Consider the following 14,164-nt stretch of genomic DNA (forward strand, 5'->3'; position numbering starts at 1 on the left):
TCAGAATTGGTAGCCCACGCCAGCGTAATAACCCCAGCCGTCGGAGCGGGCGCGGAAGTTACCCTCGCCGAAGTTCAACTCACTGCCATCTTCCCAGTTGCCGCCGTTATGAAAATAACGACCGACCAGGGTGAAGCGCAGGTGGGTGAAGGAATACAGCAGCACGTTGGTCGCCACCAGGGCGTTGGCGGTGCGCGCCGGGTTGTCCTTGTGCAGGTCCGAGCCGAAATCGTAGTTGGTGAAACCGATATAGGTCAGCGACGCACCGTTATCGAACTTGCCGATGGGCACGATGTATTTCATCTGTGCGCGGTAGCCATCCCAGGAATACTCATTGCTGGCGCCGTAGTTTTCCCACTGGTAACGCCCGTAGAAGTTCGCCGACAAGTTGACCCGCGAGTGGGTGTCGATATCGGTGCCGAGGCCGCTGTACAGGGTGTTGGCACGGTTGGCTTTGTTGCTGCCGTGGTCGTAGATCCAGTCGAACGCCACATACCATTCCTTGAACGGGCCGATGGCCAGGCTGCGTCCGGCCAGGTAGTCGATGGAGATACGCGGCTCGTGCTCCATGAACACCGGCGAGCCATGGTCCCACGCGCCTTTGTCGTTACTGTTGCCGATGCCGAGGATCTTCGGCACGTCGATGTAGCCGTACAACTCGAAGGGCCCCTTGCGGCCGAAGTACTCGTATTCCAGGTACACATCATCCTGGGGCTTGGGGCCGAAGCTGATGTCTTTACTGCCGATCAGCGTCAGGTCCTGGTTGAACCATTCCGACAGATAGACGCCTTTTTTTGCCGGGCTGGCCTCAGGGCTCAGGGTTTCGCCCTGTGCTGAGTCATCCACGGGTTTTTCCTGCGCCAAAATGGGCGCGCTGAGTACTCCCGTTACGGCGGCCAGTAGCAAGGAAACACCAAAGCAGGCACGGGGCCTTGAGGTGGGGTGCATTGAAAGTCCCTATTCGTACGCGGTTTGAACCCGATTCATCGGGTCGTGGTGAACTTGGCGGTCAAGTTCGTACCGCAAACGGTTGCACAGGCTGTACCAACTTTTCTTAATGGCTTGAATGTCATGGAAAAAAGCAGAATTACTCGACCTTTTGATCAGAAATGACTGGGTGTCATTTTCTCGATGGGGTTGAACAGGTGTATCGGCGGTTCGCGGCGATATTCACTGGGCGTCTGGTGCATCTCGATCCGGAAGTGCCGGTTGAAGTTGGACAGGTTGGCGTAGCCCACTTCAAAACAGATATCCGCCACCGACATCTCGCTTTGCAGCAATAACCGACAGGCGCGTTGCACGCGGAATTTGCGCATCAGGTCGATAAACCCATGGCCCGTGTTGCGCTTGAAGAAACGTGAGAAGCCCGGTTCGCTCATGTCCAACTGTTGGGCGATGACCGAGAGGCGCACGTCGCCGGTGAGTTCGCGCATCAGGTAGTCGAAGGCCTTGTTGATGCGCTCGGCGCTGCGTGCGTCCAGGGTCGGGGCGTAACAGGGGCTGGCCAGGGCCTTTACCTGCTGGGCCGGGGCGTTTTTCAGGCTGTCGAGCAGTTGCAGGAACAGGGTCAGCCGTTGCAGGCCGTGGGCGTTGCCGATAGCTTCCATCAACCTCGCAGCCTGTACGGCGGTGTCGCCGCTGAACTCCAGGCCGCGCCGGGCCTGTTCGAACAACGGCTGCAAGTCGCCGAGTTCCGGCAGGGTGTTGCGCAGGGCGAGGAGGGCGGCGCCGTCGAATTGCAGCACCACGTCGCGGCCGGCCAGGTGTTCGCCGGGGGCCAGTTCGCCGATCCAGTCATGGGGCAGGTCCGGGCCGATCAGCGCCACATGCCCGGCACTGAACGCACCGATATAGTCGCCCGCCACCAACTTGCCGCTGCCTTGGCGGATCAGGTGGATTTCAAATTCGGGATGGTGATTCCAGCGCGCCAGATCGTAAGGGTAGTCGTGCTCAAACCAGCGAAAGCAGTGCTGCGGCTCGGGCAGGATCACCTCAAGCTCGGCGGGGCGATGTTCGAACAGCTTGGCGCGACTGACGGGCATGGTGCTGCCTCTTCTATGGGTGCAGTCGCCTCAAAATACGCGGGTGGCACTACCTGCGCTACCCCCGGTTTCGCCCGGCACTGATACTTTTTTGCGCCCTATTCAGCGGTTAAAAAAGTATCAGCCAGGCATGCGTCAGGCGTTTGTGAGGGCCTGGCCCAAGCTGCTGTAATCGGCCCTCAACAACAAAAACAACAGGTGGAAACCGCTATGTCCAAGATTCCGCAAGCGTTGTTCCTGCTTTCCGGCCTGGCCTTGGCTATGCCCAGCCAGGCAGCCGACACCGTGACCATCGCCACGGTCAATAACAGCGACATGATCCGCATGCAGCGCCTGTCCAAAGTGTTCGAGCAGCAGCATCCGGACATCCAGCTCAACTGGGTGGTGCTGGAAGAAAACGTGCTGCGCCAGCGCCTCACCACCGATATCGCCACCCAGGGCGGCCAGTTCGATGTGCTCACCATCGGCACCTACGAAACCCCGCTGTGGGGCGCCAAGCACTGGCTGGAACCGCTGACCCAATTGCCGGCCGATTACGACGCCGACGATATCTTCCCCTCGGTCCGCCAGGGCCTGTCGGTCAACGACACCCTGTATGCCTTGCCGTTCTACGGGGAAAGCACCGTCACCTACTACCGCACCGACCTGTTCAAGCAGGCCGGTCTGAGCATGCCTGCGCACCCGACCTGGACCCAGCTGGGTGAATTCGCCGCCAAGCTCACGGACAAGAACAACGGCCAATACGGCATGTGCCTGCGCGGCAAGGCCGGTTGGGGCGAGAACATCGCGCTGCTGAGCACCATGGCCAACGCCTTCGGTGCGCGTTGGTTCGATGAGCAGTGGAAGCCTGAGCTGACCAGTCCCGAATGGACCGCCGCCGCCAACTTCTACGTCAACACCCTCAAGCAATACGGCCCGCCCGGCGTGTCCAGCAACGGTTTCAACGAAACCCTGGCGCTGTTCAACAGCGGCAAGTGCGCGATCTGGGTCGATGCCAGCGTCGCCGGCTCCTTCACCACCGACAAGAGCCAGAGCAAAGTCGCCGACAGCGTAGGCTTCGCCGCGGCCCCCACCGAAGTCACCGACAAGGGATCCTCCTGGCTGTACGCCTGGTCGCTGGCCATCCCGGCCACGTCCAAGCACAAGGACGCCGCCAAGGCCTTTATCGCCTGGGCCACGTCCAAGGACTACATCCAGCTGGTCGCCGATAAAGAAGGCATCACCAACGTACCGCCTGGCACCCGCCAGTCCACCTACAACGCGGGGTACCTCCAGGCCGCACCGTTTGCCCAGGTGACCCTGGAGATGATGCGGCATGCCGACCCCGCGCACCCGTCGGCCAAACCCGTGCCGTACGTGGGCATCCAGTACGTGACCATTCCCGAGTTCCAGGCCATCGGCACGTCCGTCGGCAAGCTGTTCTCGGCGGCGCTGACGGGGGGCATGTCGGTCGAGCAGGCGTTGCTCCAGGCGCAGTCCACCACCGAGCGCGAAATGAAACGCGCCGGCTATCCCAAATAATGTTCAAAGGACAGATGCCTTATGAAACGACTCGAAGGTAAGAGCGCGCTGATCACCGGCTCGGCGCGCGGGATTGGCCGCGCGTTTGCCCAGGCCTATATCGCTGAAGGCGCGACCGTCGCCATCGCCGACATCAACCTGCAGCGGGCCCGGGACACCGCCGCCGAACTTGGTCCGCAGGCCTACGCGGTAGCGATGGACGTCACCGACCAGGCTTCCATCGACAGCGCGATTGCCGCCGTGGTCGCCCAGGCCGGCAAGCTCGACATCCTGGTCAACAACGCGGCGCTGTTCGACCTGGCGCCTATCGTCGATATCACCCGCGACAGCTTTGATCGGCTGTTCTCGATCAACGTCGCCGGCACGCTGTTCACCTTGCAGGCCGCTGCCCGGCAGATGATCCGCCAGGGCCATGGCGGCAAGATAATCAACATGGCCAGCCAGGCCGGGCGGCGTGGCGAGCCGTTGGTGGCGATCTACTGCGCGACCAAGGCGGCAGTGATCAGCCTCACGCAATCGGCGGGGCTCAACCTGATCAAGCAGGGCATCAACGTCAACGCCATCGCCCCGGGCGTGGTGGATGGCGAGCATTGGGACGGGGTGGATGCGTTGTTCGCCAGGCATGAAGGGCTGGCGCCTGGCGAGAAGAAGCGGCGGGTGGGGGCCGAGGTGCCGTTCGGGCGGATGGGGACGGCCGAGGATTTGACCGGGATGGCGATCTTCCTGGCGTCCAAAGAGGCTGACTACGTAGTGGCGCAAACCTATAACGTGGATGGCGGTAATTGGATGAACTAAGCCATACACCGCTCAAAATGTGGGAGGGAGCAAGCCCCCTCCCACATTTGAAGGTCATCGTTCTTGAAAAGGGTGCCTAGTCGGCAAAACTGCGATCAAAGAAGTAAACCGCCCCAGGCTTCAGGTTCTCCACCGTCGCCTGGGGCCTGCCGCCTTCACCCTGTTTCTTGCGCCCCGTCTCGCGCAAATATCCCGCCTCCGTCAGCTTCAACAGGCGCTGGCGAATACTGGTCTTGAGCACCGGCCGTTCCAGCACCAGGGAAAAGATCGTGGTCGCCTCCGGCGCGCTGAATTCATTGCCCAGGAACATCAGCGGCAGGTTGCTGTACAGCGACTTGGAGAACAACCGCTCCTGCACGGCCGCGGCGATGCTGTTGTGATCGAACGGCAACTTGATGCTGCCATCAGCCACCGCCTTCAGCGCGAACCAGCCTTGATGCGCACTCGGCGCCACCTCATCCGCGACGATCGCCAGGTAGTACGTGGACGACGACCAGCAACGCGGATCGCGAAACGCATCGCCCACCGTGCCCACTTGCTCGCTCCAGGCCAGCTCCAGGCCGACCTTGCTGCTGGCGCGCAAGCGTTCCACCGCATCCTGGAGGCTCAGATCTTGCACGCCGCCATTCACCACCACCCCCGGCAACGCCCAATGCCCGGCGAAGGGTTCGGCTTCGCGCTTGTTCAGCAACAACTTGAGTTCCCCGGCGGCGCGGCAGTAGCACAGCACGCATAGGTCGACGGTATGGAGGTAGGGGCTAAGGGGCATGTGACGTCCTTCTGAACAGCGGTGGGGCACAGTCTAACGGATCGAACAGATATGTCATGTACCTGGTTCAGGATAGATAAATAAATGTTTCTTGCATTGAAAGTACATGACGTGTACTTTTGTTTCCAGGCCACAGGAGAACCGCCATGACCCTTGCGAAAACTGCCATTGCTTCATTCGACGTCGATGCCCAGAAGAGCTTCACGCCGTTGTGCCCCAACGAGTTGCCGGTGGCCGGCGGTGACCGGATCGGTGCCGAACTCAACTACATGGCCAGCCTTGCCGGCCACCGCGTCGGCAGCAAGGACGCCCACACCCCGCACGCACCCTGGGTGGTCGCCCAGCACAGCGAGATGCTCCAGCCCACTGGCCTGGTACACGCCGACGTGACCTGGGTCAGCCACTGCGTACCGGGCACCGAAGGCTTTACCTTGCTCGACGAGTTGCCCACGCCCTATGACTACGACTACTTCATCTGGAAGGGCGTCGAACCTGACCTGCACCCCTATGGCGCCTGCTACCACGACCTGCACGACAAACTCTCCACCGGCGTGATCGAGTACCTCAGGGCCCAGGGCGTCACTCGCGTGATCGTCGGCGGCCTGGCCCTGGACTACTGCGTCAAGACCACCGCCTTGCAACTGCTCAAGGCCGGCCTGGAGGTGGTCCTGCACCTGCCGGCGTGCCGGGGGATCAGCGAGGAGGGCGGCGTACAGGCCGTCAATGAGTTGCTCAAGGCCGGTGCCGTCATCAGCAGCACCCGCGAAGAACTGGCGGCGATGGCCACGCGTTAAGGAGATACACCATGGAAAGTGCCTACGACTACGAAGCCCCGGTGATCCAGGGCTTGCTCGACACCGACTACTACACCTTCACCATGATGCAGGCGGTGTTGCACCAGCACCCGAATGTCGATGTGGAATACAACTTCATCGTGCGCGCCAAGGAAAAGCTCGGCCACCTGATCCCCGAGTTACGCGCCGAGCTTGAGAACATGGCTGGCCTGCAGATGCGTGAGGGCGAGCTGCGCTTTCTGTTCAACCCACGCTTTCGCGAATACCTGACCCCCGACTACGAACGCTTCCTCGGCCTGTTCCGCTTCAACCTGCGCTACATCCACGTCAGCGAAGTCGACGGCCAACTGAACATCCGCGTGGTCGGGCCGATGCTGCACTGCATCATGTTCGAACAACCGCTACTGGCGCTGGTCAGCGAGCTGCGCAACCGCGCCAAATACCCCGACGTGACCCTGGAAGACGTCACCCGCAAGCTCTACCAGAAGTTCGACTGGCTGGAGAGAAACCTCAGTCGCGACGAGTTGGCCGACCTGCGGGTCTCCGATTTCTCCACGCGCCGGCGCCTGTCGTTCAAGGCCCAGCGCGAAGTGGTGGACATCATGCGCCGCGACTTTCCCGGCCAGTTCGTCGGCACCAGCAATGCGCACCTGGCTTACGAATTCGACCTGCCACTGATCGGCACCATGGCTCACCAGTGGATGATGGTGCACCAGCAACTGGGGCGGTTGCGCGAAAGCCAGAACGCCGGCCTGGAAAACTGGGTGCGTGAATACCGCGGCCGCCTCGGCATTGCCTTGACCGACACCATCAGCACCGACTTTTTCCTCAAGGATTTCGACCTGTACTTCGCCAAGCTCTACGACGGCCTGCGCCAGGACTCCGGTGACCCCATCGCCTGGGCCGACAAGGTGCTGGCCCGCTACAAACAGCTGGGTATCGACCCGATGACCAAGGACCTGATGTTCTCCGACGGCCTGAACTTCGAAAAATGCCTGCCGATCCTGCGGCACGTGCGTGGCAAGGCCAAGTTCGGTTTCGGCATGGGCACCAGCCTGGCTTGCGATGTGGAAGGCGTCGAGCCGCTGAGCATCGTCATGAAACTGGTGCGCGTGCACGGCGAACCGGTGGTGAAGTTCTCCGATGACCCGGTGAAGAACGTCTGCGAAGACCCCTCGTTTTTGCAGTACGCAGCGAAGGTATTCAATGTCGGCAACGTGGAGGTGTGACATGCAGGAACGTATCGCGCAGGAACTCAATATCGATCGCACATTGGTGAAGGGCGGTGAAGCCCAGGAAATCCAACGGCGTCTCGACTTCATCAAGACCACCTTGCGCCATTCAGGCTGCAAGGCCCTGGTACTGGGCATCAGCGGTGGCGTCGACTCCCTCACCGCTGGGCGCCTGTGCCAATTGGCGGCGGAGCAATTACGCAGCGAGGGCTACGCCGCGCGCTTTATCGCCATGCGCCTGCCCTACAAGACCCAGGCCGATGAGAGCGATGCCCAGGCCTCGCTGGATTTCATCACCCCGGACCACATCGACACCCTGAACATCGCCGCCAGCGTCGACGGCCTGATGGCCAGCCTCGGCGCCACCGAAGCCAGTGCCTCGCAGGTGGATTTCATCAAGGGCAACGTCAAGGCCCGCACCCGCATGATCGCCCAGTACGCCGTGGCCAACCTGCACAACGGCCTGGTGGTCGGCACCGACCATGGCGCCGAAGCATTGATGGGCTTCTTCACCAAATTCGGCGACGGCGCGTGCGACCTGGCGCCATTGTCGGGCCTGACCAAGACCCAGGTGCGCCTGTTGGCCGGTGCCCTTGGTGCCCCGGCGAAGCTGGTGCACAAGCAGCCCACTGCCGACCTCGAAGAGTTGGCGCCGGGCAAGCTGGATGAGCACGCCTATGGCTGCACGTACGAGGAGATCGATGCGTACCTGATGGGTGAGCCAGTGAGTGAGCGGGTACGGGCGATTGTCGAGGGGGCGTATAGCAAGACAGCGCACAAGCGCGCGCTGCCTGTCGTGCCTACACCTTGATATTTTCGCGAATGTTCCAGCCGAACCGGATGGCCCCGCCATCCTTGCCGCCATCGGCTTTCTGTGGCTGGTAACTGACTTCCACCTTGGCGAAGTTAAGGCTGATTTCTTCCGTCAGTACGTCATTGGTTGCCGCTGCACGCGTGTCGTAAGTGGCAACCATGACCTCCTTCAACGTGATCACCAGATACTCCACGCTGCTGTCGCCTCCAGCCTTGCGCACCACAATGCGTGCTTCGGGGTAATGCTTGCCGGTGGCACAGGCCATCATCAGGTTTGGGGTGGATTTATCCAGTGTCTTCTCAATCGCGATATTCGCCATATTGACCTTGCCCGCGCCGCCGCCCGTACCGCTATGCATGGAGCCGGATTGGGACAGGCTCCAACCCCAACGGGTGATATCGATTTCATCACGATGCACCTGGTCCCTGGACTCGCCCTTGATGTCTCCCAGCTTCAAAAACATATCGGTCGCCATGTTCGCTCCTTGTCTGATCGTTCGCCGGTGGTGGCGCGGGGCGTACTTTTCCTATTCCCAGGATTGACTACAAGACGCTGAGGCCAGATCGGGAAGTGCCTGTCTTAAAAAAGGAAACCTTCCTACATTCCTGGCAGATATTGATTCTTTACGCTCTGCGCTCTTGTGGATTCAGGAGTAAAGGAATGGCCACCAGCTTATTGAAGGACGGTTTCCCGAAGGCTCACCTCACCACCCGTGAGCGGGTAGAAAGCAGCATTGACGTGCGTCGACTGTTTGCTGTGATCGACGCCGATCCTGCAATTGCCGGGGCAGGGGTGGTTTACCTCGACGCCCAACTGTGGCCGGTGACGTTGCGTGAGTTTCAGCCGATTTGCAGTGTGTTGCCCAAGCGCGTGATCTTGCGGGAGATGCCGAGGTCGGTGGCGCGGTTGGATTTTGTGCGGCGGTTGGAGCATGAGCCGGTGGAATCGCAACTCGTGTTTGAGGCGCTCGGGATGGGGCTTGCATGCGGCAGTGCGATTTTAGGTTGGCTTGTGGCAGTCAGTGGTACTGCTGCAATCCCATTTACTGGCGGTATCGGCTCAGTGGTTGCAGTTGTTGGCTATACGTCTGCTACGGCCAGTTTCGCTCAGTGCATTGTTGGCGGGTATCGTGTGTACAACGAATTGACCGATCCCTCGAAAAATCAACTGCTGGACAGTGATCCTTGGTATCAACATGCAACCGCTGCTCTGGACGCTGTTGCGCTTGTGGGGGCCGGCACCTCCTTCCTAACGACTGTAAAGCTAGTCAGTTTGACGAAGGCAACCACCGGCAAGGGTTGGTACCCAGTACTCAAGGGGCTTACTCGACAGGAAAGAGCAAAATTGACGAAGGAGTTGTTGAGTATTCAACATCCGCGGTTGACTTCGAAAATGATCAAGTTGAAACAGCTGGCAGGTGATTTACCTAAGCGACTGACCCCTGCGAAGCTTCGTCATGCCACGGTTACTCAGATCAAGGATGTCGTAGGCGCTTCAATGACTGTGGGAGGTAGCGTTGTAAATGGCAATTTTCGAACGATTGCCGTGGGGTTATATGAGGCGTTTGAAGAATGATATTTCTGATGACTTACAAGGAACTTCTGCGTTATTTGAAACGCTATTTTCCTGTTTCTACGGGGGCACTTTTTGCTCAAGGTTTTACGATTGCCATCGGTGTTCCGATGATGATTGGCAGTTACTTTGAAGTGCTACCCGCCGGTGAGAACCTCAGGTATTCCTATTTTTCGGTACTCGGTGCGTCTTTTCTTATTGCCCACTGCAATTTCATGGTTGTCCGTGGCTATCCAGGATGGATATGGGTCCCAGTTATCTTGATGTTCTTGTGCTTGGTTGGTGTTCTACCCACCATCGCCTATCGCCCTCATAAGGTTTTCTATGTGTCAGGCATTCTGTTTCCATTGCTTGCCCTATTACTGCTCAACAGCAAGCGCCACCGCGAAGCTCGCAATGAGTGGGTAAAACTGCGCGAAAAGCGCCAGCGCATCGGCAGAATAATCCGCACCCAGCGCCAACGAGTCCGGCGCTAGGCGCGGTTATAAGGCCCTACCGCTCAATCGACCGACTCACCGCGCCTTCCTTGGACTGTGCATATTCCATCGGCACGCCGAGCCGTTTCTGAACGGCGACCTGAGTCGGGGTGACGCTGAAGATCCAATGTGGGCATCGGAACCAGCGAGTGTTGGCGATCCATCCATCATGCAAAGCACAGGAAGATCGGATCCAATTACGGTATAACCCTCGGACGCTTTAGTTTTCCGAGGCCCCGTTTTTCATGCAAAGCCCTTTGCAACGCCCGCTGTGGCAGGTCTACCTGATCTTTCTGGCACCGATGGTGCTGTCCAATTTCCTGCAAAGTTTTTCCGGCACCCTCAACGGTATTTATGTCGGGCAGATGCTCGGTACCCAGGCGCTGGCGGCGGTGTCGGGGATGTTCCCCATCGTGTTCTTCTTCATTGCCCTGGTGATCGGCCTGGGGGCGGGCGCTTCGGTGCTGATTGGCCAGGCCTGGGGTGCCCAGGAAACCGGGATGGTCAAGGCGATTACCGGTGCCACCCTGACCCTCGGTGCACTGGTGGGCCTGATCGCAGCGGTGCTGGGCAGCCTGTTTGCGCGCCCGGCGTTGCAGGCATTGGGTACGCCTGCGGATGTGCTCGACGATGCCGTGGGCTATGCCCAGATGATGATGCTGATCATGCCGCTGCTGCTGGTATTTATCCTCTACACCCAGCTGTTGCGCGGGGTCAGCGACACGATCTCGCCGCTGCTGGCGCTGATGGTCTCGACCCTGGTCGGCCTGCTGTTGACCCCGGCGCTGATTCGCGGCTGGATCGGCCTGCCGCCCCTGGGGATCCAGAGCGCGGTGTACGCAGGCCTGGTGGGGAATGCCTCGGCGATGCTGTTTCTGATCCTGCGCCTGCGCCATAAAAACCATGTGATGGCGCCGGACCGCGAACTGCTCGCGGCCTTGCGCCTGGACCGCGTCATTCTCGGCAAAGTCCTGCGCATCGGCTTGCCTACAGGCTTGCAGATGGTGGTGTTGTCGCTGTCGGAGTTGGTCATCCTCGCCTTGGTCAATGGCCATGGGTCCCAGGCCACGGCGGCCTATGGGGCGGTGACGCAGATCGTCAACTACGTGCAGTTTCCGGCCCTGTCGATTGCCATCACTGCTTCGATCCTTGGGGCCCAGGCGATTGGGGCAGGGCGGCTGGAGCGTATCGGGCCGATCCTGCGTACCGGGCTGTTGATCAATACGTGCCTGACCGGTGGCCTGATCGTGCTGGGCTATCTGTTGTCGCACTGGTTGCTCGGGTTGTTCATCACCGATGACGCCGCACGCGTGAATGCCGAGCACCTGCTGCACATCATGCTGTGGAGCATCCTCGTGTTCGGCTTCCAGGCCGTGATCGGCGGGATCATGCGCGCCAGCGGCGTGGTGCTGATGCCGGTGGCGATCTCGATCTTCTGCGTGCTGTGTGTCGAGCTACCGATGGCGTACCTGCTGAATGCGCACTTCGGCCTGGAAGGCGTCTGGATGGCGTTCCCGGTGACGTACCTGGCGATGCTGGGGTTGCAGGCCGCGTACTACCGGCTGGTGTGGCGGCATAAGCAGATCAAGCGGTTGGTATGAGTTTCAGGCCGCGCAGCAGGATTTCCAGGCCCTGCAAACCTTGCTCCAGACGCTCCTGCGGATGTTCTGACCGGGCGATCCACAGGGCGGTGTTGACCAGGCTGCCATTGATCAACTGCGCCAGCGCCAGGCTCGGTGCGTCAGGGACGACGCCCGCGTGCATCAGGGCTTCCAGCTGTTGGCGCAACGACTCGACACAGTGTTGCTGGGAGCCGGTATCGCCCAATACAGCCGGCGCATCCTGCAGCACAACGCGTTGGATTTCGCCGTCCTGGGCCATGCGCAAATAAGCGCGGCAGCGTTCGCAAAAACCGCTCCAGGGGTCTTGGGCTTCGTCTGAGATACGCTGCAAACATGCGTCCATCTCACGATCGAGTTGAGCAACCACGGCGGCCAGCAGCCCCTTTTTGTCACCAAAGTGATGGTACAGCGCGCCGCGTGTCAGGCCGGCGTGGGCCGTGAAATCGTCCATCGATGTGTTGGCATAGCCTTGCGTGGCGAAGGCCTGCCGTGCACTGGCAAGCAGCCGGGCGCGGGTGTCTTCGATCATTTCGGCACGGGCTCGGCTCATGGGCAGGACTCACAATGGGCAAGTGAAAGATTGACATACGCCGCGTATGTTACGCATGATTCGCCACATACGCACCGTATGTATTTTGCCTTGATCACTGCGGATAGCAAGTTCCAGGGCATCAGGAAGAGGTTGAGCAGGATGGCAAACCCTTACGCCGAGTTGTTCCAGGTTCCCGGCTCGCGGGCCTTCGTATTGGCCGGCATGCTGGCACGCATGCCGGTGTCCATGGCCGGTATTGGCTTGATCACCATGCTTTCCCAGGTGCACGGCGGCTATGGCCTGGCCGGTTCGGTGGCGGCGGTGTTCGCCCTGGCCACGGCGTTTTGTGCGCCGCAGGTGTCACGCTTGGTGGACCGGTACAGCCAGGGCCGGGTGCTGCCGATTGCCGCCCTGATCGGCGGCGGGGCGCTGTTGCTGCTGTTGCTGTGCACGCGGTTGCAGGCGCCGACCTGGACGCTGTTCCTGTTTGCTGCCCTGGCGGGCTGCATGCCGAATATGTCCGCCATGGTGCGGGCGCGCTGGACCGAGCTGTACCGCGGCCAGCCCAGGCTGCAAACCGCATTCGCCCTGGAATCGGTGCTGGATGAGGTGTGCTTTATCATCGGTCCACCGATTTCGGTGGGCTTGAGCGTGGTGCTGTTCCCCGAAGCCGGGCCGCTGGTGGCCGCGCTGCTGCTGGCGGTTGGGGTTACCACGTTTGTGCTGCAACGCGCGACCGAACCCCCGGTGCATGAACACCACGCTCATCATCGGGGCTGGCTGATCGCCTCACCGTCGGTGCTGATCCTGATGATCCTGCTGCTGGCCATGGGGGTGATCGTGGGTGTGGTGGATGTGGTCAGCGTGGCCTTTGCCCAGCACCAGGGCCAGCCGGCGGCGGCAAGCATCGTGCTCTCGGTGTACGCCATCGGCTCGTGCCTGGCGGGGTTGGCCTTTGGCACCCTAAAACTCAAGGCGCCGCTGCCCCGGCAGTTCCTGTTCTGCGGCGCGGCCACGGCGTTGACCACCTTGCCGTTGCTGCTGGTCACCCACATTCCGGGCCTGGCAGTGGCCATCTTCATTTCCGGACTGTTCTTCGCCCCCACCCTGATCGTGTCCATGGCCCTCGTGGAAAAGAGCGTGCCTGCGAGCCGCCTGACCGAAGGCATGACCTGGCTGATCACCGGCCTGAGCATCGGCGTGGCCATCGGTGCCGCCAGCTCCGGCTGGATGATCGATCACTTCGGGGCAGCCAGCGGGTTCTGGGTGGCGCTGGCGGCGGGGGCGGTGGTGATGGGGTCAGCGGTGTTGGGGTATCGGCGGTTGGGTTGAGCATTACAACCCACAATGAAACGTCAGCCAGTCACGGGGCAGGAATCCCCTCGGTGGTGTTGCAGGAATTCGTTCAGCGCCTGGCGCGTCAGGTCATTCAGGGTCACCTTTTTACGTGTCGCTTCAAGGGCGGCGGCAAGATGAAGGTCGTGGCCGACGCGCACGTTGAAAGAGCCTTTGCACGGCTTCTCCGGTGTTTGCCCAAGGGCCTGGCAGGTAGTGAGGTAGTCGTCCACCGCCTCGCGAAACGCGGCGTCCAGTTCCGCGACGGTTTTGCCTTCGTAACTCACCAGTGCCTTGATGAACAGGATCTTGCCGAACAGGCAATTGTCTTCGAGGCTGGCTTCGATAGAGCCGATGTAGCCATTGTGTTTCAGTTGGTTGTTCACTGAATCAGTTCTCCTGATTTCAATTGTTCGATGATCTGGCGTCGAATGTAGTGTTTCAGTTCGTTGCCGGGATGAGGCTTGTGCAAGGTGATCATTGCGCTCGGATCGCCGATGTCGAACTTGACCCGGCTTCCAGCCCCCTCAATCTGTGTGTAGCCGAGACGACGCAGCAGCGTGACGAGCTCTGGCCAGGTAAATGCCATCTGCTCGTTGAGCAATTTGGCGAGCAGCTTTTCATTTTTGGACACGGCGTTCCCTGCGTGTAACTAAATGT

At 60.5% G+C, this 14,164-nt stretch carries 16 protein-coding genes; 9 read left to right on the plus strand and 7 right to left on the minus strand.

The window, feature by feature from the left end:
- The gene (locus J1N02_RS26795; protein WP_027607506.1) at positions 1 to 948 is read right to left on the minus strand and encodes a nucleoside-specific channel-forming protein Tsx; all 948 of its coding nucleotides are present in this window, start codon (positions 946 to 948) and stop codon (positions 1 to 3) included.
- 155 nt (positions 949 to 1,103) lie between these two features.
- The gene (locus tag J1N02_RS26800; RefSeq protein ID WP_027607505.1) at positions 1,104 to 2,042 is read right to left on the minus strand and encodes an AraC family transcriptional regulator; all 939 of its coding nucleotides are present in this window, start codon (positions 2,040 to 2,042) and stop codon (positions 1,104 to 1,106) included.
- A gap of 210 nt (positions 2,043 to 2,252) precedes the next feature.
- On the opposite strand from J1N02_RS26800, the gene J1N02_RS26805 reads away from it, so the two are divergent.
- On the plus strand, positions 2,253 to 3,563 hold the full coding sequence (locus J1N02_RS26805) for an ABC transporter substrate-binding protein (RefSeq protein ID WP_027607504.1): 1,311 nt from the start codon (positions 2,253 to 2,255) through the stop codon (positions 3,561 to 3,563).
- A gap of 21 nt (positions 3,564 to 3,584) precedes the next feature.
- Complete coding sequence (locus J1N02_RS26810) at positions 3,585 to 4,358, plus strand: L-iditol 2-dehydrogenase (protein WP_027607503.1); 774 nt, start codon at positions 3,585 to 3,587, stop codon at positions 4,356 to 4,358.
- A gap of 76 nt (positions 4,359 to 4,434) precedes the next feature.
- Here the strand turns inward: J1N02_RS26810 and J1N02_RS26815 are convergent, their stop codons facing one another.
- Positions 4,435 to 5,127 carry an NUDIX hydrolase gene (locus tag J1N02_RS26815; RefSeq protein ID WP_027607502.1) on the minus strand — a complete coding sequence of 231 codons (693 nt, stop codon included), beginning with the start codon at positions 5,125 to 5,127 and terminating at the stop codon, positions 4,435 to 4,437.
- Between the two features lie 146 nt (positions 5,128 to 5,273).
- On the opposite strand from J1N02_RS26815, the gene J1N02_RS26820 reads away from it, so the two are divergent.
- From J1N02_RS26820 to nadE, 3 genes are read left to right on the plus strand one after another with little or no spacing between them, the layout of a single operon-like run.
- Positions 5,274 to 5,921: a nicotinamidase gene (locus tag J1N02_RS26820; protein ID WP_027607501.1), complete on the plus strand. Its 648-nt coding sequence runs from the start codon at positions 5,274 to 5,276 to the stop codon at positions 5,919 to 5,921.
- 11 nt (positions 5,922 to 5,932) lie between these two features.
- Complete coding sequence (gene pncB / locus J1N02_RS26825) at positions 5,933 to 7,150, plus strand: nicotinate phosphoribosyltransferase (RefSeq protein WP_027607500.1); 1,218 nt, start codon at positions 5,933 to 5,935, stop codon at positions 7,148 to 7,150.
- A gap of 1 nt (position 7,151) precedes the next feature.
- A complete protein-coding gene (gene nadE / locus J1N02_RS26830) occupies positions 7,152 to 7,964 on the plus strand; it encodes an ammonia-dependent NAD(+) synthetase (protein ID WP_421148017.1) in 813 nt (270 codons plus the stop codon).
- On the opposite strand, the gene J1N02_RS26835 is transcribed toward nadE, so the two are convergent.
- Positions 7,954 to 8,442: an Hcp family type VI secretion system effector gene (locus J1N02_RS26835; protein ID WP_027607498.1), complete on the minus strand. Its 489-nt coding sequence runs from the start codon at positions 8,440 to 8,442 to the stop codon at positions 7,954 to 7,956. The two genes, nadE and J1N02_RS26835, sit on opposite strands and share 11 nt — an antisense overlap.
- Positions 8,443 to 8,627: 185 nt before the next feature.
- Between J1N02_RS26835 and J1N02_RS26840 the strand changes: the two genes are divergently transcribed.
- From J1N02_RS26840 to J1N02_RS26850, 3 genes are all read left to right on the plus strand, one after another.
- Complete coding sequence (locus J1N02_RS26840; protein ID WP_421148018.1) at positions 8,628 to 9,542, plus strand: NAD synthetase; 915 nt, start codon at positions 8,628 to 8,630, stop codon at positions 9,540 to 9,542.
- 8 nt (positions 9,543 to 9,550) lie between these two features.
- Positions 9,551 to 10,015 (plus strand): membrane protein, encoded by a 465-nt coding sequence (locus J1N02_RS26845; RefSeq protein WP_027607496.1) that lies wholly within the window; start codon positions 9,551 to 9,553, stop codon positions 10,013 to 10,015.
- A gap of 245 nt (positions 10,016 to 10,260) precedes the next feature.
- A complete protein-coding gene (locus J1N02_RS26850; protein WP_065924401.1) occupies positions 10,261 to 11,616 on the plus strand; it encodes an MATE family efflux transporter in 1,356 nt (451 codons plus the stop codon).
- Here the strand turns inward: J1N02_RS26850 and J1N02_RS26855 are convergent.
- Positions 11,600 to 12,187, minus strand: a complete 588-nt coding sequence (locus J1N02_RS26855) for a TetR/AcrR family transcriptional regulator (protein ID WP_027607494.1) — start codon at positions 12,185 to 12,187, stop codon at positions 11,600 to 11,602. The two genes, J1N02_RS26850 and J1N02_RS26855, sit on opposite strands and share 17 nt — an antisense overlap.
- A gap of 141 nt (positions 12,188 to 12,328) precedes the next feature.
- Here J1N02_RS26855 and J1N02_RS26860 point away from each other — a divergent pair, with 141 nt between their 5' ends.
- Positions 12,329 to 13,501 (plus strand): MFS transporter, encoded by a 1,173-nt coding sequence (locus J1N02_RS26860; protein ID WP_027607493.1) that lies wholly within the window; start codon positions 12,329 to 12,331, stop codon positions 13,499 to 13,501.
- Positions 13,502 to 13,524: 23 nt separating this feature from the next.
- On the opposite strand, the gene J1N02_RS26865 is transcribed toward J1N02_RS26860, so the two are convergent.
- Together J1N02_RS26865 and J1N02_RS26870 are read right to left on the minus strand one after the other, a co-directional pair.
- Positions 13,525 to 13,890: a type II toxin-antitoxin system HicB family antitoxin gene (locus J1N02_RS26865; protein ID WP_098479748.1), complete on the minus strand. Its 366-nt coding sequence runs from the start codon at positions 13,888 to 13,890 to the stop codon at positions 13,525 to 13,527.
- The gene (locus tag J1N02_RS26870) at positions 13,887 to 14,138 is read right to left on the minus strand and encodes a type II toxin-antitoxin system HicA family toxin (protein ID WP_027607491.1); all 252 of its coding nucleotides are present in this window, start codon (positions 14,136 to 14,138) and stop codon (positions 13,887 to 13,889) included. Before J1N02_RS26870 ends, J1N02_RS26865 begins: the two co-directional genes overlap by 4 nt.
- Positions 14,139 to 14,164: the final 26 nt, after the last annotated feature.

This window comes from Pseudomonas sp. NFX5, from assembly GCF_049132125.1.
GTDB classification, from domain to species: Bacteria; Pseudomonadota; Gammaproteobacteria; order Pseudomonadales; family Pseudomonadaceae; genus Aquipseudomonas; species Aquipseudomonas marginalis.